This is a genomic window from Bacteroides sp., from assembly GCA_036351255.1.
Taxonomy (GTDB): Bacteria; Bacteroidota; Bacteroidia; order Bacteroidales; family UBA7960; genus UBA7960.
In genome coordinates this window covers 29,222-55,805 of sequence record JAZBOS010000054.1, presented here as the reverse complement: position 1 = coordinate 55,805, position 26,584 = coordinate 29,222, and the positions used below count along the sequence as shown (strand labels likewise).

Genomic DNA, 26,584 nt, shown 5'->3' with positions numbered 1-26,584 from the left:
AGGCTTTTTCAGTGGAATCAGGGAGCAAACCCCAATGGGGTTTATCAAATGGAAGCAATAACCCTTTACCGTCCGCTTCCTCCACCTTCTCTTCCCCGGCGTCTGGCCTCCTGGAAGAGCATTTTGTTAAAATCATGCTCGGCTTCATAAAGCAGGGCAATCTTTTTTATCGGAAGGATTTCTTTAAGTCTCTGGTGATACTCTCTTTTAATGGTCGAAGATTCTTCGAAGTAAATGATCTGGTCTTCAGCAAACCTTGCAGCCTCATCCTGACTCATTTCAGCAACCTCTTTCCCTGACCATTTTTCACGGTGAGCAATCGTAAGATCATCCCTTTTTTTGTTGTATTCATTGTATACAGGCCAAAAATCCTTGGCTTCGCTTGGGGTTAGCGCCATTCGTTCTGTCAGAAAAGCGATACGTCTTGATTTGATAGCCTCCATCCGTGAATCCTGTGCAAGGAGGTTCAGGTTTCCGAACAGGAAAAAGAGAAAAAGAATAACCATTGGAAAATCCCTCTGATTAACCAATTTATTCATTGCCTGTTTTTTCATCCTGCTTAGTTTTTGGGTTGGTAATCAATATCCTGCTGAGAGATTAATTCAATGGGTTCAATTCCGCTGTAATGAGCAGCATCCAGAAGATAATCCAGCATAAAATCTTCATTGTTACCTGCGGCAGTAGGTAATGCCTGTGGATCTTCCAATTCCGGATTTTCAATCAGGTCGTAAAGAAGCGTACGGTCCATCTCCGAAGCCCTTGCAAAATAATCGTCATACATAAAGTCTTCGGAATCGGCCAAGAACCCTTCTTCCTTTCCATTGCGGAGCAACAAAAAACTAACAACTAAAGCGATGAGCAATAAAAAGGATGCAGCCATACTGATTGCAGCGCGTAACCGGATGACCTTGGCTCTCCGGAAAGGTAATGCTTGCTTATCTTGCCCAATCCTTTTACTCAAGGATTGTGAAAACGAATCAAAATAACCATCAGGGACCCGAAAACCGGTTTCCTGGTTTTGGGATGCTAGTGCTGGCAATCCCAACTCATGCAATTCCCGGGTTATTTCATCTTTATCTGGGTTCATTCTTGTGTCCATTACTATTTTTAGATTACAATAATAATCAATGGTTTAATCACGAAGTCAGAAATTTTTCAATTTTTTTTGCGGCGTGATGGTACGAGGCCTTCAGGGCTCCTTCCGAGGTGTCTAAAATCCGCGACATCTCTTCGTATTTCATTTCATCATAATACCGAAGATTGAAAACGACTCTTTGCTTTTCCGGTAGGGTCAGAATGGCTTGTTGAATTTTTTTCTCAATCTCCCTGCCTTCAAAATAGGCATCGGTTTCCAATGAATTGCTGAGTTGCTGTTCAACATCTGTGAGGGGCAATAGAAAACGCTTTTTTTTCTTTTTAAGGAAAGATAGGGCTTCATTGGTTGCGATCCTGTACAACCACGTAAAAAGGCCTGAATCACCCCTGAAATCAGGCAGGGCTTTCCAGGCTTTGATAAAAACCTCCTGTGCAACGTCATTGGCATCCTCGTGGCTGATCACGAGCCGCCGGATGTGCCAGTATACTTGTTCCTGAAATTTTCTGACGATCAGGTCGAACGCATATCGGGGATTTTCCGATTCCTGGAAACGCCGGATTAACTCCTCGTCAGAATAATGCGTCATTTTTTAAAAATGCTTCGACTTAATCGCTAATACTTTATAGGCTGCCTTAACAATACTGGCGCCATTCAGTCCGTATTTTTCCATCAGCTGGGCAGGTGTGCCGCTTTCTCCAAAACGATCATTGACCCCTATCAGTTCAACAGGGGTGGGTTGATTTTCGGCCAATAGGCGGGTTATCGATTCCCCCAACCCCCCATTTACCTGGTGCTCCTCAGCAGTAACTACACAGCCTGTCTTTTGAACTGAATGTAAGATGGTTTTTTTGTCCAATGGTTTAATGGTGTGAACATTTATTATCTCCGCACTGATTCCTTTCTGGTAAAGCATTTTTCCTGCTTTCAGGGCTTCCCAAACCAAATGCCCGCATGCAAAGATGCTGATATCAGTTCCCTCATTGAGTATGATGGCTTTCCCGATCTCAAAGGGTTCATCTGCACCGGTAAAATTTGGAACGGAAGGTCTCCCGAAGCGCAGGTAAACAGGTCCTTGATGGTCGGCAATGGCTATTGTGGCTGCCTTCGTTTGGTTGTAATCGCAGGGAACCACCACCGTCATATTGGGCAGCATCTTCATCATGCCAATGTCCTCAAGAATCTGATGGGTTGCGCCATCTTCTCCTAGTGTCAAGCCTGCATGGGAAGCACAAATCTTTACATTCTTTTTTGAATAGGCGATACTCTGGCGAATCTGATCATATACCCTGCCCGTGCTAAAATTCGCAAAAGTACCGGTATAAGGGATCTTGCCCCCAATCGTCAGGCCAGCAGCAATCCCCATCATATTGGCTTCTGCAATTCCCACCTGAAAAAAACGTTCAGGAAAAGTCTTTTGAAAATCATTCATCTTCAGTGAGCCAGTCAAGTCAGCACACAAGGCAACCACGTTGGGATTCCGAAGGCCCACCTCAAGCAAACCTGCTCCAAAACCTGATCTCGTATCTTTCTTTTCAGCGTAAGTGTATTCCTTCATCATGAGCACTTTTTTGGTTTCTTAATGTTTGATCAGTTGATATCCACGCGCACCGTTTGCCCGGATTCAATAACGAATTTCCTTTCGGTTGAAAAGGCCGTGTTGCTTGAGACCCTTGATCGGTATACCAGCCTGTAACTGCCTGGTTGCAGGTAAATGGTCTCATTTGAAATATTTTCGCGTAGGGAATAAATTTGGGTTAGCCCTCCCCCAGTTTCCTGAAGAATATTCGCATAACCCGGGGCGCGAAGTCTGATCACTGCAATGCCCGGCTGGGGAATTTCAACCTGGGTGGTGTAGTTTTGTTTTATTTCAACATCCTTCACATATACCCTAGGCAGGGAAAGCACTTCAATATCATATTTTCCAACAAGGTATTTTTCAGTATTTCCCAATTGTTGCAATTTCAGGGTTTCGCTATTCCCTGCTTTCCTCACGATGGCTTGGTAGTTCATGGAAACCTGTCCGCTGGTGCGGATGTTCATCAACCCCTGCGGTGCATCCACCGCAATGATGTTGTGCCGCCCTGATTGAATCCGGATATTTTTTAATTCAACCTGGGGAGTGGTATGGACCACCATTCGGTAATCCATTGAAGGGATCAGGAAAAAAATGGTATCGGGCAACCCTCTGTAATTCAAAGTATGAATGATACTTTCCAGCGGCCTTCCCGTTTCCTGGTCAAAGAAAGAAACGGCGATGTTGGTTTCAGTAGGTTTACCTTCATTGTCAATCAGGTTGATTTGCGAACTGGTCCTTCCCAGGACCTGCGAAATGATAACATTCATGCTGGCTTTGAAGCCAGATTCAGTAGAAGCATCAAAATAATGCCCTACACAATCGAAGGCTTCCCTGAAATCTCTTCCAATGCCAATGACATAGGGTTTAAGGAAAATGCCTTTTTGCTGAAGTTCACGCGAAACGACACATGGGTCACCCCCACATTCTTCCAGTCCATCGGTGATCAATATAATGATATTCCTGCAATTACTGCAAGGAGGGAAATCGTCTGCCGCACTCGCCAGTGAATTGGCTATCGGGGTGCTTCCCTTGGGTTGAATGCTTCGCAACTTAAGCCTTATTTTGCTGATTCCGTCAGGGCCAAAGGGCACCTCCAGGCGGGTATCATTACAGTCTTGAGGAGGGTAGCGTTTCTGATGCCCAAAAACCCGCAGGGCCACCTCCAGGTTATCAACGGTTTCCAGACTATCAAGCAAATTAGTGATCACGTTGCGGGCGATATTCATCCGCGTATCGCTTTGCCATCGGGCAAGCATACTGTGAGAAGCATCATAGAGGATCAGGATCCGGGTCAAGGGAGGTGAGGCATATTGCGCATGACTCTGGCCAGCAAAAAGACCAGAAATACCAAAAAACAGGACCCATATGATCAAATGCTTCCTCAAATGCTTGATTGTAAAAAAAAATTTAAAATCCTATACTCAATAATCCCCGAAGGTTTCTTCCAATTGCGCAAGGGCTTTGACCAGTTGTTCATCGTTGGGAGGACTGCCGTGCCATTTATGCGAGCCTTCCATGAAATCAACCCCTTTGCCCATAACAGTCTTCATAAGGACAATAACTGGTTTTCCTTTGCCACAATGTTTCCTGGCTTCTTCCATGGTTTCGAGGACTTTTTCAACAATATTGCCGTCCATTTCCAGGACATGCCAACCAAAGGCTTCCCACTTTGCCTTCAGGTTACCAAGCGGCATAACATCATCAACAGGACCATCAATTTGCTGCCCGTTATAATCTACAACGGCAATTATGTTATCAATATTTCTTCCTGCAGCAAACATTGCTGCTTCCCAAACCTGTCCCTCCTGCATTTCTCCGTCACCCAGCAGACAGTAAATGAGGTGCTGGTCCCCATTCAGTTTTTTAGAAAGGGCAGCCCCATTGGCAACACTCAGCCCCTGCCCAAGCGATCCACTGGCGACCCTGATTCCCGGGAGACCTTCATCAGTGGCCGGATGGCCCTGTAAGCGGCTGTTGATTTTCCTGAATGTGCTAAGTTCACTAAGATCAAAATATCCGCTGCGGGCAAGCACGCTGTACCATCCAGCCGATAAATGACCGTTCGACAAAAAGAAAAGATCTTCATGCTCCCCGTCAGGATGAAAATTTGGCGAATGCCGCAGGATAGAGAAATACATGGCTGATAAAAATTCCGCACATCCCAGCGGGGCTCCGGGATGTCCTGACTGCACGGCATGAACCATGCGCAGTACGTCTCTCCTGACTTGGGTTGCTATGGCTTTAAGCTTTTCGATTTCGGTCATATCTTTTTCTTTTTGATTGGACAAAGTTACAAAAATGAACATAGGTCAAAGCTGTGTTTCCCTGATCGCGGCCAAAAAATGATTTGCTGTGGACTTCGTAAAAAAAATTTTTTTCAGTCCGGATTTTTCAATAATTTTACCCGTCATCCATTACATACTTCTATATACCTGAGTGCATTATCTGGAAAAACCCGCAAAGGTCCATTTCTCTATGAAAAAATTCAGCGCCCTTGTTTTAATAGCTTCCCTCATTTTGCTTGTCACTTTATGGGCAACCCGGAAGTTTTCTTTTGAATTTTCATTCTTTAATGATTTGAACTTGCTTCACTGGTTGAGCTCATTAGTCAAAACAATAATAGTTCTTCTGGCCTATATTGCAGGCTTTTTTGCAATGTTAGTGATCACATTTGCTGATATTGTCTCTTCAATGATCTGGAAGGTTGAATTCCCGCTGATGCATCTCGTATATGACAAATTTTTCTTGGAATTCTCCAAGGGCTGGTACTGGGATCAGTTTCATGGGGGCTACCTTTTCACATCAGGGGTTTTGATTTTGTTGATCACCCTGATTATTCTTTCCATCCCCGACACGAAACGCCGGGCACGTTATATCTATAATCCTGCCCAATTTGCATCCCGCAACTAATCCGCTTTCAACTTGCGGTATTTTATTCTTTTTGGGCTTGTGTCTCCAAGTCTTTTCTTTTTGTTTTCTTCATATTCTGAATAACTGCCTTCAAAATAGATTACTTGAGAGTCGCCTTCAAAGGCCAGGATATGGGTTGCAACACGGTCAAGGAACCAGCGATCATGCGTAATGATTACAGCACACCCTGCATAGTTTTCCAGGCCTTCCTCGAGGGCCCTTAAGGTATTGACATCGATGTCGTTGGTAGGCTCATCCAGCAGGAGTACGTTAGCCTCGGACTTCAAAGTCATCGCCAGGTGCAGGCGGTTACGTTCACCTCCTGATAGAACCCCGCATTTCTTTCCCTGGTCTGCTCCACTGAAGTTGAACCGGGCCACATATGCCCTGCTGTTCATTGCACGCCCCGAAAGGTTGATTATTTCATGGCCTCCGGAAATGACTTCCCAGACATTTTTTTCGGGATCTATTTCTGCATGCGACTGGTCGACATAACCAATTTTAACAGTTTCCCCAACACTAAAGGTTCCTTTGTCGGCCGCCACCTGTCCCATGATCATCCTGAACAACGTGGTTTTTCCTGCCCCATTGGGGCCAATTATTCCAACGATGCCAGCTGGAGGAAGGGAAAATTCCAGGTTCTCAAAAAGCAGTTTATCGCCAAAGGCCTTGTTTACCCCGTGGGCTTCAATGACCTTGTTTCCGAGCCTGGGCCCATTGGGGATGAAGATTTCCAGCCTCTCTTCCTTTAGTTTAACGTCTTCATTGAGCATCTTGTCATAAGCCCCAAGCCTGGCCTTAGCCTTGGCATGGCGGCCTTTGGGACTCATCCGAACCCATTCCAGCTCCCGTTCCAGGGTTTTGCGGCGTTTGCTCTCAGACTTTTCTTCCATCTCAAGCCGCCTGGCTTTTTGTTCAAGCCAGGAGCTGTAATTTCCTTTCCACGGAATTCCCTCACCGCGGTCAAGTTCAAGGATCCACCCTGCCACATTATCCAGAAAATAGCGGTCATGCGTTATGGCGATTACGGTGCCTTTATATTGCTTAAGGTGGATTTCCAGCCATTCCACACTTTCTGCATCCAGATGGTTAGTAGGTTCGTCCAGCAGCAGGATGTCCGGTTCTTTCAGCAGCAGCCTGCATAAGGCCACACGGCGTTTTTCTCCCCCGCTCAAATGCTTGACAGGGTTATCGGGTTCAGGGCAGCGAAGGGCATCCATGGCCCGCTCAAGCCGGCTGTCAAGATCCCAGCCATTATGTTGTTCAATGAGGTCCGATAAAAAGCCCTGCCGTTCAATGAGCTCGTTCATTTCTTCATCGGTCATGGGCTCGGCAAACTTCAGATTCACCTCATCATATTCCTTCAGGACACTGACCAAATCCGCTACTCCTTCCTCAACAATTTCTTTTACCGTTTTCGCAGGATCCAGTTCGGGTTCCTGTGGAAGGTATCCAACCGAATACCCTGCCGAAAAGACTACTTCACCCTGGAAGGACTTTTCCTCGCCGGCAATGATGCGCATGAGGGTTGATTTCCCCGATCCGTTCAAACCTATGATGCCAATCTTTGCCCCGTAAAAGAAGGAAAGGTAAATGTCCTTCAGGACTTGTTTGTTGTTTTGGGGAAATAACTTACTGACCCCAACCATTGAAAAAATAATCTTCTTGTCGTCGCTCATGTCGTTTTATGAAATTATGATTTAATGCAAATTTCTATAAAAAACCGCTTCCTCCCAGGAAAAGATAAAACAAATCGATTGGAGCGAGCTGGTTCCCAAATTAAAGTGGGCAACCAAGGCGTAATGAAAATTAGGTGGTATCTTTACCAAAAAAATTTTGCGCTCTGAAATCCATAAAACAGCAATAAAATTGCATTCTTATGAAGCCCAATGAAATTAAGAAATTCCTTTTGGGAGTGGAGTTGTTCAGCGATCTGGAGGAAGCGGAACTGGATCATTTTACCAGTGAAATTGAATTCAGGCAGTATAAGAGTGGAGAACTCTTGTTCTCAGAAAATGCGCCCGGACAAAAATTCCTTTATCTGATTTATTACGGGGAAGTCGAATTGTTTAAGCAAACCCCATACGGGGAAGAAAAACGGCTATCCTTTTTTGGAAAATCTGACTTTTTGGGTGAAGGTACCATGATTTCCGACGCCCCCCACAGCACCAATGCCCGGGCCCTGAAAGACACCCAGGTCTTGTGTCTTAGCGGTCAACGCTTCAAGGCCATGTTTGAGACTCACCCCCAGGTGGCCCTTAAGGTGTTTTTGCGTATTGCAAGGATCATCTCCAGACGCATGCGGCAGAGTAATATGCGACTGGTTAATGTGGCTGCCCAGTATGAATCGGGGCGTACCCGCAACGAGCACGACCTTTTGGGCGACCGCGAAGTACCACACGAGGTTTATTATGGCATTCAAACCATGCGTGCCATTGAAAACTTTAACATTAGCGGGGTGACCCTAAGTTTCTTTCCCCTGCTCATTGAAGCGCTGGCCATGGTAAAAATGGCTGCCGCACGCGCTAACCATGACCTTGGACTTCTTCCAACCAATATTACCAATGCCATTGTAAGGGCTTGCCATGAGATTATCAATGGCAAATTTCATCAGCATTTTGTGGTCGATATGATCCAGGGTGGTGCCGGAACCTCAACCAATATGAATGCCAATGAGGTCATAGCTAACCGTGCACTGGAGATCATGGGACATGAAAAGGGTGACTACCAATACTGCCACCCGAATAACCACGTAAACCTTTCTCAGTCGACCAATGACGCTTATCCCACGGCCATAAAGATCGCCCTAATCAACAGTAACAAGAAACTGGTTGAAGTGCTTGAAAGGCTCATAGAGGGATTCCTGCATAAGGAGAAGGAATTTGAACATATCATAAAAATGGGCCGCACACAGCTTCAGGATGCAGTGCCCATGACCCTTGGACAAACCTTTGGGGCCTATGCTACCACCCTTGAGGAAGAAATCAGCAGGCTAAACGAGAATGCCAGCCTCTTCCTGGAAGTGAATATGGGTGGTACGGCCATCGGAACGGGAATCAATGCTGAACCCGAATACAGCGAAAAGGTTATCAAACACCTTGCCCATATCACCGGGATGAAGGTTAAACTGGCGGCAAATCTGGTGGAAGCTACCCAGGATACCGGGGCTTTTGTGATGTATTCTTCTGCCGTTAAGCGACTTGCTGTGAAATTGTCAAAAATCTCCAACGACCTCAGGTTGCTTTCCTCAGGACCTAGGGCAGGGCTGAACGAGATCAACCTTCCTCCCATGCAGCCCGGTTCTTCCATAATGCCGGGAAAGGTTAACCCGGTTATCCCGGAAGTGGTTAACCAAATCGCCTTCAAAGTCATTGGAAATGACCTGACCATTACCCTGGCAGCCGAAGCAGGGCAGCTTGAACTTAACGTGATGGAACCCATTATCGTCCAAAGTTTATTTCAGAGCATTGAAATGCTTAAAAATGGTATGACCACCTTCCTGCACCGCTGCGTGAAAGGCATTACCGCTAATGAGGAACACTGCCGCAATACAGTGATGAATAGCATTGGCCTTGTAACTGCACTCAATCCTGTGCTTGGGTATGAGACCTGTACCAAGGTGGCTAAGGAAGCCCTGGAGAAAAACAAAGGGGTATATGATCTTGTGCTCGAAAAACAGCTCCTGACCAAAGAGGAACTGGATGAGCTCCTTCTGCCCGAAAATATGATCAAACCCCAAAAGTTCAGAAAAACGGACAGATAAAACCGTCGTCATTATTACGGATAAAAGCCTGTGATTTCATGAGGTCTTCCGCTACCCTGCCCCCCTTTTGGTTCAATGGATGGAAACATCATCTGGGTTTTCTGTGTAATGAGGTTTCAGGGCTAAAAAGCACTGATCAGGAGGGCTTTAGACAATTTTGCTTAAAGTTAAACATAATGGGTGCTTCGGTATCAGACTTTTACCATGGCGCGATGGATACTGGGGAAATCGCATCCGAAATTACCGGGAAGTTGATGGCTTTGAATCTATTCGAAAAAGCCAGATTTTTTCAGTGGATTGATCATTTGGAAATCCAGTTCAGGGAACTGACTGTTTCAGATGGATCCAGATGGACTTTACTTAAAGGGAAAGATAAGGTCTTTTATTTGCACATTCATCCCTCAAGGCATTCCCTGCACACCCTCCGGATCAAAACCAGTATCCTAAAAAGCGCTGTGGCTTTGGTAGCTTATGAGCACTTTTTCCGGGTAATGGTTTCCTCACCAGATACAGTGAATTTCCTCCGCATGGAATATCTTGGGTTTTCACCTGTAAAGGAGGATCAAATGAAGGGCATTTGGGGGCTTGCCCAAATGCTACGCGACCGTTGCAAAAAAACCTAACGGTTCAGGTAAAGAAATAGCAGTAAAACGGGAATGATTACCCCGGCAGCTGTGATCCAGGCGCCTCTCCGGGTGATTCCGTTCTTTCCCTTCAGAATAAACAATCCCGTAATGGCCAGGATCATTAATCCAGCAGCATATAAATCGGAGAACCAGGTCCACAGTTTCTTAGGGGTGTTGTAATGCAGAAAGTTGACTTCATGAAGGATGGGTCGGCGTTTTATCTTTTCAAAGCTTGCTTCACCACTTTCGAGATTAACCGTAAGGCTTCCGCCTTCAATGAAAATACGAAGGTTGTTTTCGGTTTTTACCTGTGTGCGGTATTGACCCTCCTCTCCGATCTGTTCAAGGTAAAACAGGGAGAGCTCCTCGCCTTCTGTGCCTTTCCGGGGCTGTTCCAACTGATACTTTTCCTGGGTAATGTTATAATTCGGGTTCCACTCATGACGGTGGTTGAGTGCAATCCCGGAAAGCCCGTAAATAATGGACATCCCGAAGAAGAAATAACCCAGATCACGATGTACTGCCCGGTTCAACTTTCGGATATTCATATCGCAATAATTTTCAAACACATCTTTTGTTGATCATTTAAAAAAAAACCGGCATTTGCCGGTTTTTTTTCTTGACCAGGGCAATTATTTCAGTTCAAAGCCGGTCATTTCAATATAAGCCACAATGTTCGGATCAATTCCAAGTTCCTTCATTTTGGCAATGGCCTCTTCGGTAGTTTCACACTCGTGGCCTTCTTCTCCTTCGTGGGCGTTTTCAAGTTCCGCCTCCAAGGCGTCCATATTGCTGACTGAAGTCTTCAGAATCCCGGTAACAGCAAGTTCCTTGCCTTCCAGTTCAGGATTGAACTGGCTTGCAAATTCACCAAGCATCACTTCAATACTCAAGCCCTCGCCACCAATTTCGGCAAGACGAAGTTTGTCACCACTGTGGCGGCACATGTGGTTAATCACTCCTTCAATGGATACTTCCTGGTTTTCAAAATCCATGGGGGTCGTAACCAGTTCAGCAATACCAATGGTCGCAACTTCTGCTTCCTCTTGCTTGGCTCCCTGTTGACCGCAGCTTGCAAAAAATAGCCCGGCAAAAAGCAACAATGCAAATCGTTTCATAAGTTTCTTGGGGTTTAGTGGTTTTAAATAATTCGTGGCAAATATAATTAATAATTACAGAACCCTTGTTGGCATAATAATATTATTTTTTTATAAGGGATTTTACTAATAAATTTTTATTTCCAAAAAATATCGTTTCCTCTACTCCGTTCTTATTTCAGGTTTATCCAGAGTGAATTTTAAAAAATGCATATTATTAGAAAAGCAAGTGCTGCCGGCAGGTTTTATCCAAGGGAAGAAAAGCCCTTGAAAGAACTCATTCATGATTTATTGGGGCAGGAAAAATCTTCAATAATACCTTTTCAAAATAAAGAGATTCTGGGTGGGGTTGTGCCCCATGCAGGCTATGGTTATTCCGGCCGAAATGCGCTACACTTTTTTTATGGGCTATCCCTTGCTGCCTTGAAATTTGACACTGCCATAATCCTTTCTCCTAATCACTCTGGCTGGGGCCCAGGACTGGCCCTTGATAGTCACCATGCCTGGGAAACACCCCTGGGAGTCGTTGATCTCGATCGCGACTTTTACCCTTTGTTGCAAATTCAGCAATTCTCCGATGCCCACCGCGACGAGCATTCCGCCGAAGTGATGGTACCTTTGTTGCAATTTTTCTTTAAGAATGATTTCCGCATCCTGCCTGTAAGTATGTGGGACCAGTCGCCACAAACTGCCCAATCTCTTGCACTCCAACTGGTGGCTGCCAACAAAAAGTTAGGAAAGAAAATCCTGGTGATCGCTTCAAGTGATTTTTCCCATTATGTCAGCCCTCTTCAGGGCAGGGCGCTCGATGACCTCGCCTTAGAACGTATGACCAGCCTTGATATCAATGGAATGGCGCGGGTAATTCACCAGAACAACATTTCCATTTGCGGGTATGGCCCCATTATGACCCTGATGGCTATGGGTAAGTTGTTGTTTGAAACCCCACAGATGACGGTCCTTAACAGAAGCCACTCTGGCCAGGCAGTCGCCTCAAATGAGGTCGTCCATTATGCCTCCTCGGTCTTGTTCAACAAAGCCTCCTAAAACGACCTCATTCCCTTTCGGAAAATTTCTTAATTTTACGACAGAATCTCCCGAATGGGTATATAGGTTAATATAAATGGTCATGGCACAGAAACCCGAAACCAAACTGATCGAAAAGATCCTGGCTGATTATGAACAAACCATTGCAAGGCTTGTACTTTTCAGCCTTACCGAAAGACCATTCCCTCTGGGCATGAAAAAAACCATCGATGTGCTGAAAGGCAACAAATCCTCTTTTGCCATAAATCACGAACTGAATAAGCTCCATACTTTTTCAGCGCTTCCAGGTTTTACCCGTGACCAGCTTTCCGATATTTTGGACATTCTGATTCATATTGGCTTGATCCGTGTCGAAAAACTTGAGGTGACAGAGGATGTATTTCCTATCCTTTCCATTACCCCGAAAGGAACAGATTACCTTTACGGAAAACTGGACACTGAATTTGTCCTGCTTGACGCTATCATGGACAAAGACGTGCCCGAGATATCCGAAGAAGACCAGGACCTTTTTTATAAGCTGAAACTTGCCCGCCGCCAGCTTGCCGAAGAAAATGATATTCCCGCGTTTATGGTTTGTCAAGATGCTGTGCTCCGCAGCATGTGTATCAATAAACCAATGGAGAACGAAGACCTTGAAAAGATTAAGGGTGTGGGTGAAAAGTTTATGGAAAACTACAGCAAGCAATTTCTTTATGTCATTCGCCAATACGTTACCCGCGAAAAGAATACCTGATTGATCTTATTTCGATTACCTTTGCGCAAAATTTCAAAACATGGAATTTCGCATCGGTGAATTGGCAGCATTATTTACGGCCGTATGCTGGACCGTTACTTCTCTTTCCTTTGAGTCTGCCGGACGTAAAGTTGGAAGTATTGCCGTTAATATCATCCGTTTGTTTATGGCCCTTGCCCTGCTTAGCCTGTTCAGCTATGTGCGCAGGGGGATGTTTTTCCCAATGGATGCCACTGCTTATAACTGGTTCTGGCTGGCTCTTTCAGGCATTGCCGGCTTTGTTGTTGGCGACCTCTTTCTATTCAAAGCCTTTACGGTCATCGGTTCCAGGCTTTCGATGCTGATTATGACCCTGGTCCCCCCCATCACAGCACTTATTGGCTGGGTTCTTTTGGGTGAAGTCCTTTCATGGCTGAGTATCCTGGGAATGTCCCTTACCATGTCAGGCATTGCCCTGGTGATCTTTAACCGCCGCAGGAAAAATACCGAACAAATCAACCGGATCCCGATTAAGGGATTGCTGTATGCAATTGGTGGGGCCTTTGGGCAGGCTACAGGACTGGTGCTCAGCAAATTCGGGATGGAAGACTATGATGCTTTTTCTGCTACGCAGATCAGGGTCATTGCAGGGATCATTGGGTTTTCAGTCATTGTCACCTTGTTCAGACGATGGACATCTGTGGGATATGCGGTCAAACATTCCAAAGCTATGTTGTTGATGCTGTTAGGTGCCACATTCGGTCCTTTCCTTGGCGTCTCTTCCTCCCTGATCGCCGTGCAAAATACCGAAACTGGCATTGCCTCAACCATTATGTCAATTACCCCTATCCTGATTATTCCTCCTACGGTGGTTTTCTTTAAGCAAAAAGTTACCTGGAAAGAGCTTGCAGGGGCCGTTATCAGCGTTTGCGGGGTTGCTCTTTTCTTTATCTAAACCTCCACTTTCCAATCAAAAACAATATGCCTCAAACCCTTTCGTTTGAAAATTGTTGATACTCTGTAAGCATATTTGCGGCGGTTTCCCTGGAGATTCTCCTTTCGTTGCACGATCTGAAAGAAAAAAATATAGTGACCTTGAAAAAACGATCTTCACGATCAGCCAAAAAAAGTAAGCCTAAGGCAAAGAAAATTGCGCTCATTATTCTGGCCGGTGGTGCTGGTTTCGCCTTGCTTGTCTTTCTCATCTTGCAGGGACTGATTCGCCTTGGCTTCTTTGGAGAGGTTCCCAACACACGCGACCTTAAAAGCCTGGAAAATAACAATTCCTCCGAGATTTATGCTGAGAGAGGGCAGTTGCTGGGAAAATACTTCATTTACGACCGTACAGCCATTTCTTTGGCGGATCTCTCTCCATTTGTGGTCCCTGCCCTGATCTCCACCGAAGATGTTCGCTTTTACGAGCACGGCGGCACCGACTACAGGAGTATGGGCCGGGTGTTGGTGAAAAATATCCTGATGGGGCAGCGCAGTGCAGGCGGAGGCAGTACCCTTACAAGACAACTGGCAAAAAACCTTTATCCGCGCGAACGAAGAGGCATTCTCTGGCTGGTAGGCGAGAAATTCCGCGAAGGCATTATTGCCAGGCGGCTTGAAAAGGTGTATACCAAGGATGAGATCTTGAATCTCTATCTCAATACCGTTCCTTTTGGCGAAAATGTCTTTGGGATCTCAGCCGGGGCTCAGCGTTTTTTTTCAAAACATCCCCACGACCTGCTTGCCCAGGAGGCCGCCACCCTGATAGGAATGCTCAAGGCGACCTCCACCTATAACCCCCGCACAAACCCCGAGGCATCGCTCGAACGCCGTAATGTAGTCTTGTCGCAAATGGAAAAGTACGGGCATTTAAGCCAGGACCGGGCCGATTCGATAAAAGCCCTGCCTCTGACCATCGAATACAGCCCGTTTTCCCACATTCACGGTCCCGCTCCTTATTTCAGGGAAATGATCAGGCTCGAATTGCAGGATTGGATTGAAAAATACAACAAGCAACAAGGAACGGATTATAACCTTTATACCGATGGCCTGAAGATATACACGACCCTCGATTTTAACCTGCAGCGACTGGCCGAACGTTCGTTTTCCCGTCAGATGAAATCGCTTCAGCAGGCCACCGATGCCCACTATCGTAATGCATCGTCCTCCAGGGTCAGGGCATTACTGAACCAGGAAATGAAACGTTCGTCCCGCTATGCCGCCCTGCAGAAAACGGGTTTGAATGAACCCGACATTATTGAAGCTTTCAGCGAGCCTGTCAACACCCTGGTCTTCGACTGGGATGGCGGCAAGACCGTTTCAATTAGTCCTATGGACTCCATTTTTGCTTCCCAGAAGGTTGTACACGGTGGTTTGGTATCCATCGATCCTTTTACGGGCAATATTAAGGCCTGGATCGGGGGCAATAACATTCGCTTCTTCCAGTACGACCAGGTGGCCTCTGTCCGGCAGGCAGGATCTGCTTTCAAGCCTTTTGTTTATGCCGCCGCCCTCGAAAATGGTACCGATCCCTGTGAAATGGTATCGAATGAAGCACCCATTTTTGAAGAATACGAGAACTGGAGCCCTCAGAACCATGACGGCATTTATGATGGCTTTTACAGCATGGAGGGCGCGCTGACCTATTCGGTGAATACTGTTTCGGCAAAATACATTGTTGATGCGGGTTTCAGCGGGGTCATTGACCTGGCCCGCGCCGCTGGCATACAGGGCAGGCTTCCGGCCGTGCCTTCACTGGCCCTGGGCACCGCTGAAGTGTCGCTGCTCGACCTTACCAAAGCTTACAGCATCTTTGCTAATAAGGGCATTCCCGTTGAGCCTCGTTATATTCTTCGCATTGAGGACGCTGCAGGAAAAACCCTGTTCAAAGCACCTTCACCCCCAGCTAAAGACCCTGTACTGAGCCAGGAAACTTCCCTGATAATGACCCAGATGATGAAAAGCGTTGTGAACGTGGGGACGGCAGCTTCTCTCAGAACCCGCATCGGTTTTGATTATGAGCTTGCAGGCAAAACTGGAACAACCCAAAACAACAGCGACAGCTGGTTTGTGGGATATACCCCAAAGCTGGTTACCGGGGTGTGGGTAGGCCTTGAAAATCCTTCGTTTAACCAGGTTTACCCCCTGCCGTTTGGCTCTTCACGATCGGCGGTGCCCATATGGGGCGATTATCACGGAAGTATGCTCCAGAACAGCCGCACCCGTCCCTTTATGGAAGGACAATTTGAACCCCTCCCGGAGGACCTTGCAGAGCTGCTAAACTGCCCGATGTACCTTGACTCCCTGCCACAGCCAAATATTCTGGAAATGATATTTGGTAAACCCGAAGATTTTCCACGCGAAAGACCTGATAGAAAACGCGATACCCGCCGAAAAGGATTACTCGAGCGAATCCTGGAAGACCTCTTCCCCGAGAAAAAATAAAAAATCACCAGCTTAATAAGGGTTGGGCAGCAATCCCCTGGAAAGATTCCTTTTTTCAGGGGATTGCTTTTGTTTTTGCTTTTTTTTTTCTTTGAAAAAACCAACGATCAATTGCTGGATGATTTGACCTCTAATCCTCAAATTCTCACATCCCTGCATTATCCCAATTTTTTTCGGGCTCTTACCCTGCTTCGACCTACCAAAGTCCTGCCATGGTCGTGTGTACTCGAACCAGACACGACCATGGTACGACCATGGTATGAAGCAGGCAGGAAATTGTCTAATGAATAAATAATTTTTTAAGATAAATTAAATATTTACTTAATAAGTTGATTTATAGTTTAGTACAGACATCTTCCGCCTAAAAAGTGTTTCTTATTCTGAAAGGACAAGTGAACTTTTTCGTATAAAAAGGCTTCCTGGTTGAGCTGTGATTTTCTGGTTTTTCAGCCTCATACACGTTCTATTATAGTTTTTCTATATTTTGGTGTAAAAGAAAATCTTGTTTTCAGGCAATTAGAGATTTTTCTCTATGCTGATTGAAGCTTGAATTATGCCGGGAATAATTCGCTGACCTTTATTTTTTTTCAGTGGTTTTTATACTTTTGAGGGGAAGTTTTTTGAAAAGCAAATAAGCTTGTCAATCGATGGTAGAAAATATTTATGATAAACTCAGCAATCCCATTGCGCTGGTTGTCTTTTTACTGACGTTATTGTTTCCTGTGCTGGTAGGTCTGCTTGCCCTTCTGAGGACCCGCAGCCAGTCTGACTTTTTTATCGGAGGCCGATCAATGAATGCCTTTGTTGTGGGCTTGTCCGCGGTTTCTTCGGGGCGCTCGTCCTGGCTGGTGCTTGGGGTAAGCGGCATGGCTTATGTCTCGGGGGTTAGTGCCATATGGGCCATTGTTGGGTACACCCTGGTGGAAGCCTGGCAATTCATTTACCTGGGCAGAAAACTGCGCAAAGAGACCCAGACCATGGAATCCATTACCCTCTTAGATTATTTTGAGTCGCGCTTCAATGACCGTTCGGGTTGGCTGCGTATCGCGGGGGTTATTATCATCGGTATTTTCATAACTGCCTATGTGGCCGCACAATTCAATGCAGGCGCCAAATCCCTTTCTACAGCACTCGACTTGCCCATGGTGCTCTCCCTGGCCATATCGGGGCTGCTTATCCTGGTGTATATGGTTCTGGGCGGTTTTGTGGCGGTGGCATACAACGATGTGGTGAGGGCCCTTATCATGCTGGTTGGACTGGTGGTTCTCCCGGTAATAGGCATCATCCAGCTTGGCGGCTTGGCGACCATGAACCAGTTGTTGCATCAACTCAACCCGGCATACCTTGATCCTGTTTCACTGGGAGCCGGAGTCATCATTGGTTTTCTTGCCATTGGTCTGGGGTCGCCGGGGCAGCCGCATATTGTGGTTCGTTATATGTCCATTAAAGACCCCGTGAAGCTTAAATACAGCGCTATTTTTGGCACTTTCTGGAATGTGGTGCTGGGTATCGGAGCCGTATGTATCGGGCTGGCAGGACGGTTGCTTGTACCCGATATCGATGCCCTTCCAGATTCCGACCCCGAGATGATTTACCTGGTGCTATCGTCCAATTATTTTGGCCCGGTGCTTTATGGCTTGCTGGTTGGTGGTGTCTTTGCCGCCATCCTTTCAACGGCCGATTCGCAGCTGCTGGTGGTGGCCTCTACCTTTGCCCGCGACCTCTATGAAAAAGTGATACACCGGAAAAAGGAAATTGACGAAAAAAAGAAACTCCGGGTAGGCCGGCTGGTATTGGTTCTCTCGGGGCTTCTTGCCCTGGTGCTGGCATACAGTGCGCAGGAACTGGTATTCTGGCTGGTGTTGTTTGCCTGGGCCGGCCTGGGGGCTGCCTTCGGCCCCGCCCTGATCTTATCCCTGTTCTGGAAAGGATCCACCAAGCAAGGCATCCTGGCGGGCATGATCACCGGCACGCTCACGACCCTTATCTGGTGGCTGTGGCTCAAGGAGCCCACCGGAATCTATGAACTGATCCCTGCCTTTGCATTGGCGCTGCTGGTGGCTGTGGTAGTGAGCTGGCTTACAAGAGAAAAATGAAGAAGCCATTTATCCCGATAAACTAGTTCAACTTTCCCGGGATTTAAACGCATCAAACTTTCTTATCTTTTATTGTTTAGGGCTGGCTTATTATGCGTACCTGGTTTTGTAAGAATTTTATTTTCAATAATTTAATGTTTCGTGAGACCTCTACCTATGACTCTCAGGGAAAAACCTTTAAAGAAATGAGAACGAGGAAGACAAGCTAAAGGTTTATGTTTAATTTTGTATACCAAAAATAATTTTGCAATCCCCAAACCATTCAATGTATGAAAAGATTTTTGTTTATTGCCTTGATCGTCTTGCTGGCAGCCTGCCAGCCATCAAAGAAAGAGACATACACCTTAACCGGAGAGATTTCCGGTGTGGACAGTGGCTGGGTATACCTGGTCGACCGTGTAAGCGGCCTTTATCAAATGGTTGATTCAGCCGAGGTAACTGAAGGGCGTTTTACCTTTTCGGGGAGCCTGGAATTTCCAACGCTGTATTACCTGGAGATTAACAGGGGCAGCAGCCCGCGGCTTGCTTTCTTCCTGGAAAACACCGAGATGCAACTTCATCTGGATGCTGAAAACCCTTCGGAGTTTATCCTTGCGGGCTCTCCCTCGCACGATATCATTCAGGAATTCAACCTGATGGTTGAAGAGATCGATGCCGGGATGGAAGTTTTACAACAGCAGATCCTTGAGGCAGAAGTGCTGGAAGATGCATCCCTGGCAGAGAGCCTCAGGGCGCAGTATGAAGGGGCGGAAGAGCAGAAAGCAGTTCAGATCCGTCAGTTTGTTGACCAGCACCTGGACAAAACGGCAGGCATTTACCTGGCCACTCGTAACCTTTCTTATGATATGGATGGAGAAGAATTGGACGCCCTTGTCAATAGCTTTGATCCCTTACTGGCTGAATCGCTTTATTACGTGAGCTTGCGCGAGCGTGCCGATAAACTGCTTGCCTTATCGGTTGGCAATCTTGCCCCTGAATTCAGCCTGCCCGACCCGGATGGGAATATGGTGGCATTGTCCGATTTCCGCGGGAAATACCTTTTGGTAAGCTTCTGGGCTTCCTGGTGCCCCTATTGCAGGGCAGAGAACCCCCATCTGGTAAAGGTTTACGAACAATATAAAGATCAGAATTTTGAAATCCTGGGCGTTTCCCTCGACCGTAATAAAGAGCCCTGGCTGAAAGCCATTGACGACGACGGTCTGAGTTGGACCCATGTCAGCGATTTAAAAGGATGGGAGAACGAAGCATCGACCCTTTACGGCGTGGCCAGCATTCCCAGCACCATATTGCTTGATCCTGAAGGGAAAATCATCGGCAGAAACCTGATGGAAGAAGCGCTGGATGAAAAAATGACTGAATTGTTTGGGCCGGAGGTATAATCAATGGCCGGTTGGTTTTTGTTTGAAAATCAAAAGGTTAATTTAGCAGGCATAATCCAGCAAAAAAAGCAGATGTTCATGTCTGGGTAGAAAAATGAATTATTGTCCTGTTGGGCAATTCCCGAAATTATTGTTTAAAAACAAAACAGGGTGCCTCCAAACTTGGGGACACCCTGTTTAAATTTGAGTGATTCAATAAATCTTACCTTCTGCCACGCGCATTGGATCTGCGTTCAAAATCCTGACGAGGACCCCGGGGGCTGCGATCCATCCCCTGACGCGGGCCTTGTTGTGTGCGTGCATCAAATTTTACCCTTTGCTCATCAGTAAGCAGGTTCCGGATTTCCTGGCGGTGTTCTACAGCTTGCTTTGCCATTTCACCACGCAGGGTGGTCATCTGATCAATTACTGCATTTACCGCATTCATGTCAGGGTTCTTTTCCGTCATCAGCGTCTGTTTGCGGGCACGCAGCTCATCCATCTGGTTGCGGAACTTCAATCGCTGTTCCAATTGTGCCGTGCGCAGGGACTGAATTTTAGCTTCCTGTTCAGCCGTTAAATTGTCGATGTTGAGGGCAGCCTGACGGGGCTCAGGGCGTTGCCTGTCAAAATTCCGGCCACGCTGGGCAGATACAGTCGTTGCGCTAAACATTAGAATGGCCAATCCAAGGGTGAAAATCAATTTATTTTTCATAACAGTTCAATTTTGGGGTTATTATTTTTGTTTCATTTATTTGATAACGAAGGTAAAGAAAGGTTTAATTAGGCTGGGTTAAAGAAACCTTAAAGAAACCTTACATAAAGGTTACAGCTTTTGGGAAATCGCCCTGGAAAACAAGGAATACCCTTTTTTAGGGACTGGTCAAGAACAATTTTCCGGAATGGGATGTTTTAAGTTGAAATGATTTTTTACTTTTGTGACTGATTACTTTGAAAACCCAACCATTTACTCTTTAGCAATGAACTTAAAATTTCTTACTCCCAAAGTATTGATAGTGAGCGGCATTATTTTGTTTGCAGCCATTATGCGGTTAGTGCCCCATTACCCGAATTTTACACCGGTTGCAGCCCTTGCGCTCTTTGGTGGTGCCCATCTGGGTAAACGCTGGCTCGCTTTTATGGTTCCGCTAGCTGCCCTGTTTCTGAGCGATCTGTTCCTGGGCTTTCACGGCTTTATGGTGCCTGTTTATTTAAGTTTTGCAATGGTAGTTCTGCTGGGCACACTGATGCATAAGAATATCCGGCTTGTTAACGTTTTCGGCGGCGCTCTTGTAGCAGCTGTCCTTTTCTTTCTGATCACCAATTTCGCAGTGTGGATCGGTAGTCCATTTTACCCTCAGAATTTTGCAGGACTGATGCAGAGTTATATAGCTGCCATTCCATTTTTCCATACCACTGTCCTGGGTGACCTGTTCTACAGTGGGGTGTTCTTTGGCGGGTATTACCTGGTTGAACAATATTATCCTTCACTGAAACAAGCATAATGCTTTCAGTGTTTTCAAAAAACAGAAAAGGCTTCCAAAGGGGGCCTTTCTTTTTTATTGCATTTTTGATGGGGGTAAACGAGCAATCGGGTTGTCCATTCAGCCGAATATGTGTAAATTTGTAAATACCTGAAAAACGCCCGAGCCCATGGCTATCACTTTTTTTAAAACGCCCAGGAACAAGCAGTTTAACTATCGCCCTGTGTATTATGATGCAAAAAAGGAGGAGCGAGAGAAGCGCTTAAAAACTGCCTATGAAGAAGGCGGGGATCACTACGAACAGGCCTTGCGCGATCGCATCCAGATGCGATGGAAAAGAACTTCGGGTACCCGTGACCGTCAAGCTTCAAACCGGCGGCTGGTGATGATCCTGGTGGTCATTTTTGTGCTTGTCTATTACTTTTTTCTCAGGTAGTTTTCCATGCTGAAACCCCCAACGCATGTCTGATGTAATCAAACTCCTCCCCGATTCGGTGGCAAACCAGATTGCGGCAGGTGAGGTCATCCAACGGCCTGCATCCGCCGTCAAGGAATTGCTGGAGAATGCTATTGATTCAGGGGCAACACAAATAAAACTCATCGTAAAAGATGCTGGCCGGACGTTGATCCAGGTTGTGGACAACGGGAAAGGAATGAGCGAGACGGATGCCCGGATGTGCTTTGAGCGGCATTCCACTTCAAAGATCAATCAAGCCAGTGACCTGTTCTCGATCCGTACGATGGGTTTCCGGGGAGAGGCGCTGGCATCGATTGCTGCCATAGCCCGGGTGGAGCTTAAGACCCGCCCGGAAGGTGCTTCTTTAGGCATAGAAGTCATTATTGAAGGCTCCGTCACCGAGTCACAACAGCCCTGTCAAAGCCCTTCAGGAACCAGTATTGCCGTAAAAAACCTGTTTTTTAATACCCCCGCCAGGCGAAACTTCCTGAAATCGGATGCCATTGAAAAGGGCCATATTTTTAATGAGCTGGTCCGGGTTGCCCTTGCATACCCTGAAGTGGCCTTTATGTATTATCAGAACGGTCAGCTTACCCACCAGTTTGAAAAGTCAAACCTGAAGCAACGCATCGTCAACCTGTTTGGAAACAATTATAATCAAAGGCTTGTCCCTGTAGAGGAAAAAACAGAGATCGTTTCCATTAACGGGTTTGTGCTGAAACCTGAATATTCTAAAAAGAAACGCGGCGAGCAATTTTTCTTCGTGAATAACCGCTTCATCCGTTCACCATACCTGAATCACGCCATTGATCAGGCTTTTCAGGAACTGATCCCTGAAGACCTTTTTCCGAGCTTCTTTTTGTTTTTGGAGACAGATCCAGGGCAAATCGACGTGAATGTCCATCCCACAAAGACCGAAATCAAATTTCAGGACGAACGCTACATTTACCAGATTCTGAAGTCTGCGGTGAAGCGGGCGCTTGGACGTTATAATATTACCCCTACCCTTGATTTTGAGCGGGAGACGGCCTTTGATGATGTGCATATCAGGAAGGATCAGCCGGTGCGCCCTCCCACGATAACGATTAACCCAGACTTCAATCCATTTGAGACTTCCTCTGGCGGTCCCCGCCCTTCCCGCGATTTAACCGGACGCATAAACCCCTCTCAGTGGGAAAAGTTATTTCCGGGTGATGATGATGTTCCGAATGTGGAACGTCCAGTTCTTCCTGCGGCCGGAACCCCTAAGCAGACTACCCTGACGCCCGACTGGGAGGAACCTGTTGTGGAGGCTGGCCCAAAAAAACCTATGCATCTTCACCAGCGTTTTATCCTGGCTCCGGTGAAGTCGGGCCTAATGGTCATTGACCATCAGCGTGCGCATGAGCGAATCCTGTTTGAACGCTTTCTGAAGGCCTCGCAGGAGCGTAAGGTAGGATCGCAAAGCCTGCTTTTCCCAGAAAACATAAGCCTGAGCGAGCAGGATGCTGAGTTGCTTAAAGAGATGCTTGCAGAGGTCCGAGCGTTGGGTTTTGCCATCGACCATATGGGAAAAACAGGGTTTGTGATCAGCGGAGTGCCCGGCGAGATCAAGGAAAACGAATACCTTCAGGGACTGATTGAGGGGATTCTGGAAAACTTCCGGATGAACAAGGTGGAGTTAAAGCTTGATGTGCACAACAACCTGGCACGATCGCTTGCCAGGCGTCTGTCCCTGAAGCACGGAAAACCTATGAATGACGAGGAAATGCTGGCCCTAACCGACGCCTTGTTTGCCTGTGAGATGCCCTATCAGTCACCTGCTGGAAAGCCTACGCTAACAATCATTCCTTTGTCTGATCTTGCGGATAGATTCAAATAATCGAATTTTAGTAATTTTGCCTACCTGTTTTCATTATTGCCTGCCCCAAACAATTTATTAAGGAATGGCGTTGATAATAAATACACTTAAAACCCCCGCCCCATGCGATTAGCTTCCGGAGGCTTTAACATGCTCCCCCCTGCCGTCAAGAACCTGCTGATCATTAACGGTTTGTTCTTTCTGGCAACCATCGCCCTCGATACTACATTCAACATTGATCTTTACCGGATCTTTGGTTTACATTTTTTCGGGGCAACAAATTTTAACCCATACCAATTGGTGACCTACATGTTTATGCATGGGAATTTCACCCACCTGTTCTTTAATATGTTTGCCCTGTGGATGTTTGGTAATCTGCTTGAAAATGTTTGGGGTTCGAAACGCTTTATCATTTATTACTTTGTGACTGGGTTTGGGGCTGCCCTGATTCATTACCTGGTGGTTTACTTTCAGATGCTCCCTACCCTTCAGGCCATTGACCAGTTTTTGCAGAACCCCAGCAATGAAGGGGTTCTTGCCTTTGTCAATTCTGAACATTTAAAGGTGGTTAGTTATGATATACAGGCCAATTTTGAGGCTTTCAGGCAGGAATACAACACCCTGATGAACACTAACCCACAGGAGGCCCTTGTCAGGGCAGTAAATTTCATGAACCAGTACCGGGTTGATTTTCTGAATGCACCAGTGGTGGTGGGCGCTTCGGGTGCAGTTTTCGGGATTCTGCTGGCCTTTGGAATGTTGTTTCCGAACTCGTTGATTTATGTGTTTTTTGCCATTCCCATTAAGGCTAAATATTTCGTCATGATCTACGGTGCGCTGGAATTGTTTTTTGGCATCTCGGGACGTGGCGGGGACAATGTGGCTCATTTTGCCCATCTTGGGGGCATGATTTTTGGTTATCTTCTGATCCGTTATTGGCGAAAGAAAAGGAAGGACAGGTTTTATTAACTATTCATAACCATTAAGATTTGGGATGTTTAAAGAATTAAAGCAGTTTTTTCTGAAAGGCTCGATATTGGCCAGGCTGATCATGATTAACCTGGGGGTTTTCATACTGGTCAATTTTGTGCGTCTGATCTTTTTCCTCTGGAATGTTCAGGGAGCCGGGGAAGTGATGACGAACTGGCTTGGGATCTCTTCAAACCCAGTGGTGATTTTAACCAGGCCTTGGTCGGCGCTGACCTATATGTTTCTGCACTTTGACTTTTTCCACCTGATCTTTAATATGATCATGCTGTATGTCGGGGGCAGGCTTTTCAGCGATTTTATCGGGGCTGGAAGGTTGACAGCCACTTATATTCTCGGTGGGCTTTGGGGTGCATTGTTTTTTATTTTGGCCTTTAACCTGTTTCCGGTTTTCAATGATGTCAGGTCTGTTGGTGTTGCCTTGGGTGCTTCGGCATCGGTATTAGCGATTTTTATTGCCATTTCGGTTTATATGCCTGACTTTGAACTACCTTTACTATTGGTGGGGCGGATCAAATTGAAATATATTGCCCTGGTATTCGTTTTGATAGATATTTTAAGCATCGAACGGGGTAATCCCGGTGGTCATATCGCTCATCTCGGCGGTGCTTTCTGGGGCTTTGTATATGCCAAAATGCGGCTTTCAGGGAAAGATCCTGCCCGTGGGATCAGCAATTGGTTCAAATCGGTGGGTTCAATGTTCTCAAGAAAGCCCAGAATGAGGGTAAATCATAGCCAAGGAAGGCCCCTGAGCGATGAAGAATACAATGATAAGCGTGCGGACAGGCAGAAAGAGATCGACCGGATACTCGATAAAATCTCACAGAGCGGTTACGAAAGCCTGAGTAGCAAGGAAAAGGAATTGTTGTTTAAAATGGGTGACAAGGAATAATATCATTGGGTTCATATGACAGGTAAACGAAAAAAAAGTCTGTCTTTTACCGGGAAGGCATTTCTGATGATCAACGCAGGGGTTGCGTTGCTTTTACTACTTTCCTACCTTGCGGCCTACATCAGCCCTGCCCAATTCTGGCCAATGGCTTTTCTTGGTCTGGCTTATCCCCTTCTGCTTTTTGCAAACCTGTTTTTTATTGTTTTCTGGCTTATTTTCCGGAAGAAGTATTTGTTGCTTTCGCTGGTGGTTGTTCTGTTGGGTCTCGGGCATATTAGGAATTATTTCCAGTGGAATGAAATCCACAAATCATTGCCTGAGGAGGGTGTTAACCTGAAGGTTTTAAGTTATAATGTTCGCAATTTCGATTTATATAATTACGGACCTGGCTGGACACTGAATTTCACCAACCGTAATAATATTTACCATTATCTGGAGCAGGAGGATTTTGATATCATTTGTTTTCAGGAGTTTGTACATGACCGCAAGGGTCAGTTTAAGACCCTGGACACCTTATCCACCTTTCTGCGTGCCAGGTATAGTCATTTTGAGTATACCCGATCATCCAAGGATGTGAATTTTTTTGGATTGGCTACCTTTAGCGCTTACCCCATCGTGCATAAAGGCAAGATCATTTTTCGAACTGGGGCAGGCAACCTTTGCATCTACACCGATCTTTTGATTGGCACTGACACCGTAAGGGTTTATAACCTTCATTTCGAATCCATTGGGTTAAGTGAGGAAGATCACATGTTTGTAGAAAATATGATCAACATAGCACAGGGTAGCAAAGAGGAGCAAACTTTCAAGGAACAGGGTCGAAGAATCATTGGCCGTCTGAAAAGGGCCTTTATAAGTAGGGTGCCTCAGGCAGAAGTAGTGGCAGCACACATCAGCGAATGCCCTTACCCGGTAATCCTGGCAGGGGATTTTAACGATACTCCTGCCTCCTATGTTTATCGGCTGCTGTCGCGCAATCTACATGATGCTTTCCGCAGTGGCCGTGGTTGGGGCAGTACCTATACCCGAAGCATCCCTGGCTTCCGGATCGATTATATCCTGTATAGCTCTCATTTTAAGCCATACAATTATCTTAGGGGGGATTCGAAGTTCTCCGATCATTTTCCGTTAAGTGTAGTGCTGAACCTGCCGAATGCAACAACTGGCAGGTAAGATTTGAAAGATTCAGAAGATTTGATTATCTT

25 protein-coding genes and 1 pseudogene are annotated in these 26,584 nt (G+C 46.2%); 16 read left to right on the top strand and 10 right to left on the bottom strand.

Going from position 1 to position 26,584, the window contains the following annotated elements; genetic code table 11:
- Positions 1-65: 65 nt before the first annotated feature.
- The 6 genes from V2I46_05430 to V2I46_05405 form a co-directional block, all read right to left on the bottom strand.
- Positions 66-554 carry a hypothetical protein gene (locus tag V2I46_05430; GenBank protein MEE4176933.1) on the bottom strand — a complete coding sequence of 163 codons (489 nt, stop codon included), beginning with the start codon at positions 552-554 and terminating at the stop codon, positions 66-68.
- Positions 555-559: 5 nt separating this feature from the next.
- Positions 560-961, bottom strand: a complete 402-nt coding sequence (locus V2I46_05425) for a hypothetical protein (protein MEE4176932.1) — start codon at positions 959-961, stop codon at positions 560-562.
- A gap of 175 nt (positions 962-1,136) precedes the next feature.
- On the bottom strand, positions 1,137-1,682 hold the full coding sequence (locus V2I46_05420) for a sigma-70 family RNA polymerase sigma factor (protein MEE4176931.1): 546 nt from the start codon (positions 1,680-1,682) through the stop codon (positions 1,137-1,139).
- A gap of 3 nt (positions 1,683-1,685) precedes the next feature.
- Positions 1,686-2,654, bottom strand: coding sequence for a transketolase family protein (locus V2I46_05415; GenBank protein MEE4176930.1), 969 nt, complete (start codon positions 2,652-2,654; stop codon positions 1,686-1,688).
- Between the two features lie 29 nt (positions 2,655-2,683).
- A complete protein-coding gene (locus V2I46_05410; GenBank protein ID MEE4176929.1) occupies positions 2,684-4,045 on the bottom strand; it encodes a VWA domain-containing protein in 1,362 nt (453 codons plus the stop codon).
- Between the two features lie 48 nt (positions 4,046-4,093).
- Positions 4,094-4,936 (bottom strand): transketolase, encoded by an 843-nt coding sequence (locus V2I46_05405; protein MEE4176928.1) that lies wholly within the window; start codon positions 4,934-4,936, stop codon positions 4,094-4,096.
- 211 nt (positions 4,937-5,147) lie between these two features.
- Between V2I46_05405 and V2I46_05400 the strand changes: the two genes are divergently transcribed.
- A complete protein-coding gene (locus tag V2I46_05400; GenBank protein ID MEE4176927.1) occupies positions 5,148-5,582 on the top strand; it encodes a hypothetical protein in 435 nt (144 codons plus the stop codon).
- On the opposite strand, the gene ettA is transcribed toward V2I46_05400, so the two are convergent.
- Complete coding sequence (gene ettA / locus V2I46_05395) at positions 5,579-7,261, bottom strand: energy-dependent translational throttle protein EttA (protein ID MEE4176926.1); 1,683 nt, start codon at positions 7,259-7,261, stop codon at positions 5,579-5,581. The two genes, V2I46_05400 and ettA, sit on opposite strands and share 4 nt — an antisense overlap.
- Positions 7,262-7,461: 200 nt before the next feature.
- On the opposite strand from ettA, the pseudogene V2I46_05390 reads away from it, so the two are divergent.
- The 3 genes and pseudogenes from V2I46_05390 (at position 7,462) to V2I46_05380 (ending at position 9,968) form a co-directional block, all read left to right on the top strand.
- Positions 7,462-7,815, top strand: a pseudogene (locus V2I46_05390) (cyclic nucleotide-binding domain-containing protein).
- 81 nt (positions 7,816-7,896) lie between these two features.
- Positions 7,897-9,345, top strand: coding sequence for an aspartate ammonia-lyase (gene aspA, locus V2I46_05385; protein MEE4176925.1), 1,449 nt, complete (start codon positions 7,897-7,899; stop codon positions 9,343-9,345).
- Positions 9,346-9,521: 176 nt separating this feature from the next.
- Entirely contained in the window at positions 9,522-9,968 is a 447-nt protein-coding gene (locus V2I46_05380) for a hypothetical protein (protein MEE4176924.1), read from the top strand.
- Here the strand turns inward: V2I46_05380 and V2I46_05375 are convergent.
- Both V2I46_05375 and V2I46_05370 read right to left on the bottom strand, forming a co-directional pair.
- Complete coding sequence (locus tag V2I46_05375) at positions 9,965-10,519, bottom strand: PepSY-associated TM helix domain-containing protein (protein ID MEE4176923.1); 555 nt, start codon at positions 10,517-10,519, stop codon at positions 9,965-9,967. The two genes, V2I46_05380 and V2I46_05375, sit on opposite strands and share 4 nt — an antisense overlap.
- Positions 10,520-10,603: 84 nt before the next feature.
- A complete protein-coding gene (locus tag V2I46_05370) occupies positions 10,604-11,089 on the bottom strand; it encodes a hypothetical protein (GenBank protein ID MEE4176922.1) in 486 nt (161 codons plus the stop codon).
- 186 nt (positions 11,090-11,275) lie between these two features.
- On the opposite strand from V2I46_05370, the gene amrB reads away from it, so the two are divergent.
- The 6 genes from amrB to V2I46_05340 all read left to right on the top strand — a co-directional run bounded on the left by amrB (position 11,276) and on the right by V2I46_05340 (position 19,740).
- Complete coding sequence (gene amrB / locus V2I46_05365) at positions 11,276-12,115, top strand: AmmeMemoRadiSam system protein B (GenBank protein MEE4176921.1); 840 nt, start codon at positions 11,276-11,278, stop codon at positions 12,113-12,115.
- Between the two features lie 82 nt (positions 12,116-12,197).
- Complete coding sequence (locus V2I46_05360) at positions 12,198-12,848, top strand: HRDC domain-containing protein (GenBank protein MEE4176920.1); 651 nt, start codon at positions 12,198-12,200, stop codon at positions 12,846-12,848.
- Between the two features lie 40 nt (positions 12,849-12,888).
- The gene (locus V2I46_05355) at positions 12,889-13,782 is read left to right on the top strand and encodes a DMT family transporter (GenBank protein MEE4176919.1); all 894 of its coding nucleotides are present in this window, start codon (positions 12,889-12,891) and stop codon (positions 13,780-13,782) included.
- A 140-nt stretch (positions 13,783-13,922) separates the two neighbouring features.
- Complete coding sequence (locus V2I46_05350; protein MEE4176918.1) at positions 13,923-16,265, top strand: transglycosylase domain-containing protein; 2,343 nt, start codon at positions 13,923-13,925, stop codon at positions 16,263-16,265.
- Between the two features lie 647 nt (positions 16,266-16,912).
- Complete coding sequence (locus tag V2I46_05345; protein ID MEE4176917.1) at positions 16,913-18,361, top strand: sodium/proline symporter; 1,449 nt, start codon at positions 16,913-16,915, stop codon at positions 18,359-18,361.
- Positions 18,362-18,630: 269 nt separating this feature from the next.
- Complete coding sequence (locus V2I46_05340) at positions 18,631-19,740, top strand: TlpA disulfide reductase family protein (protein ID MEE4176916.1); 1,110 nt, start codon at positions 18,631-18,633, stop codon at positions 19,738-19,740.
- A 202-nt stretch (positions 19,741-19,942) separates the two neighbouring features.
- Here V2I46_05340 and V2I46_05335 read toward each other — a convergent pair whose 3' ends face one another.
- Positions 19,943-20,434, bottom strand: coding sequence for a Spy/CpxP family protein refolding chaperone (locus V2I46_05335; GenBank protein MEE4176915.1), 492 nt, complete (start codon positions 20,432-20,434; stop codon positions 19,943-19,945).
- Between the two features lie 265 nt (positions 20,435-20,699).
- On the opposite strand from V2I46_05335, the gene V2I46_05330 reads away from it, so the two are divergent.
- The 6 genes from V2I46_05330 (at position 20,700) to V2I46_05305 (ending at position 26,552) form a co-directional block, all read left to right on the top strand.
- Positions 20,700-21,224: a DUF6580 family putative transport protein gene (locus V2I46_05330; GenBank protein MEE4176914.1), complete on the top strand. Its 525-nt coding sequence runs from the start codon at positions 20,700-20,702 to the stop codon at positions 21,222-21,224.
- Between the two features lie 148 nt (positions 21,225-21,372).
- Positions 21,373-21,639: a hypothetical protein gene (locus V2I46_05325; GenBank protein ID MEE4176913.1), complete on the top strand. Its 267-nt coding sequence runs from the start codon at positions 21,373-21,375 to the stop codon at positions 21,637-21,639.
- A gap of 25 nt (positions 21,640-21,664) precedes the next feature.
- A complete protein-coding gene (gene mutL, locus V2I46_05320; GenBank protein MEE4176912.1) occupies positions 21,665-23,521 on the top strand; it encodes a DNA mismatch repair endonuclease MutL in 1,857 nt (618 codons plus the stop codon).
- Between the two features lie 102 nt (positions 23,522-23,623).
- Entirely contained in the window at positions 23,624-24,469 is an 846-nt protein-coding gene (locus V2I46_05315; protein ID MEE4176911.1) for a rhomboid family intramembrane serine protease, read from the top strand.
- Between the two features lie 25 nt (positions 24,470-24,494).
- Complete coding sequence (locus tag V2I46_05310) at positions 24,495-25,379, top strand: rhomboid family intramembrane serine protease (GenBank protein MEE4176910.1); 885 nt, start codon at positions 24,495-24,497, stop codon at positions 25,377-25,379.
- Between the two features lie 15 nt (positions 25,380-25,394).
- Positions 25,395-26,552 carry an endonuclease/exonuclease/phosphatase family protein gene (locus tag V2I46_05305; GenBank protein ID MEE4176909.1) on the top strand — a complete coding sequence of 386 codons (1,158 nt, stop codon included), beginning with the start codon at positions 25,395-25,397 and terminating at the stop codon, positions 26,550-26,552.
- The last annotated feature ends 32 nt before the right edge of the window (positions 26,553-26,584 follow it).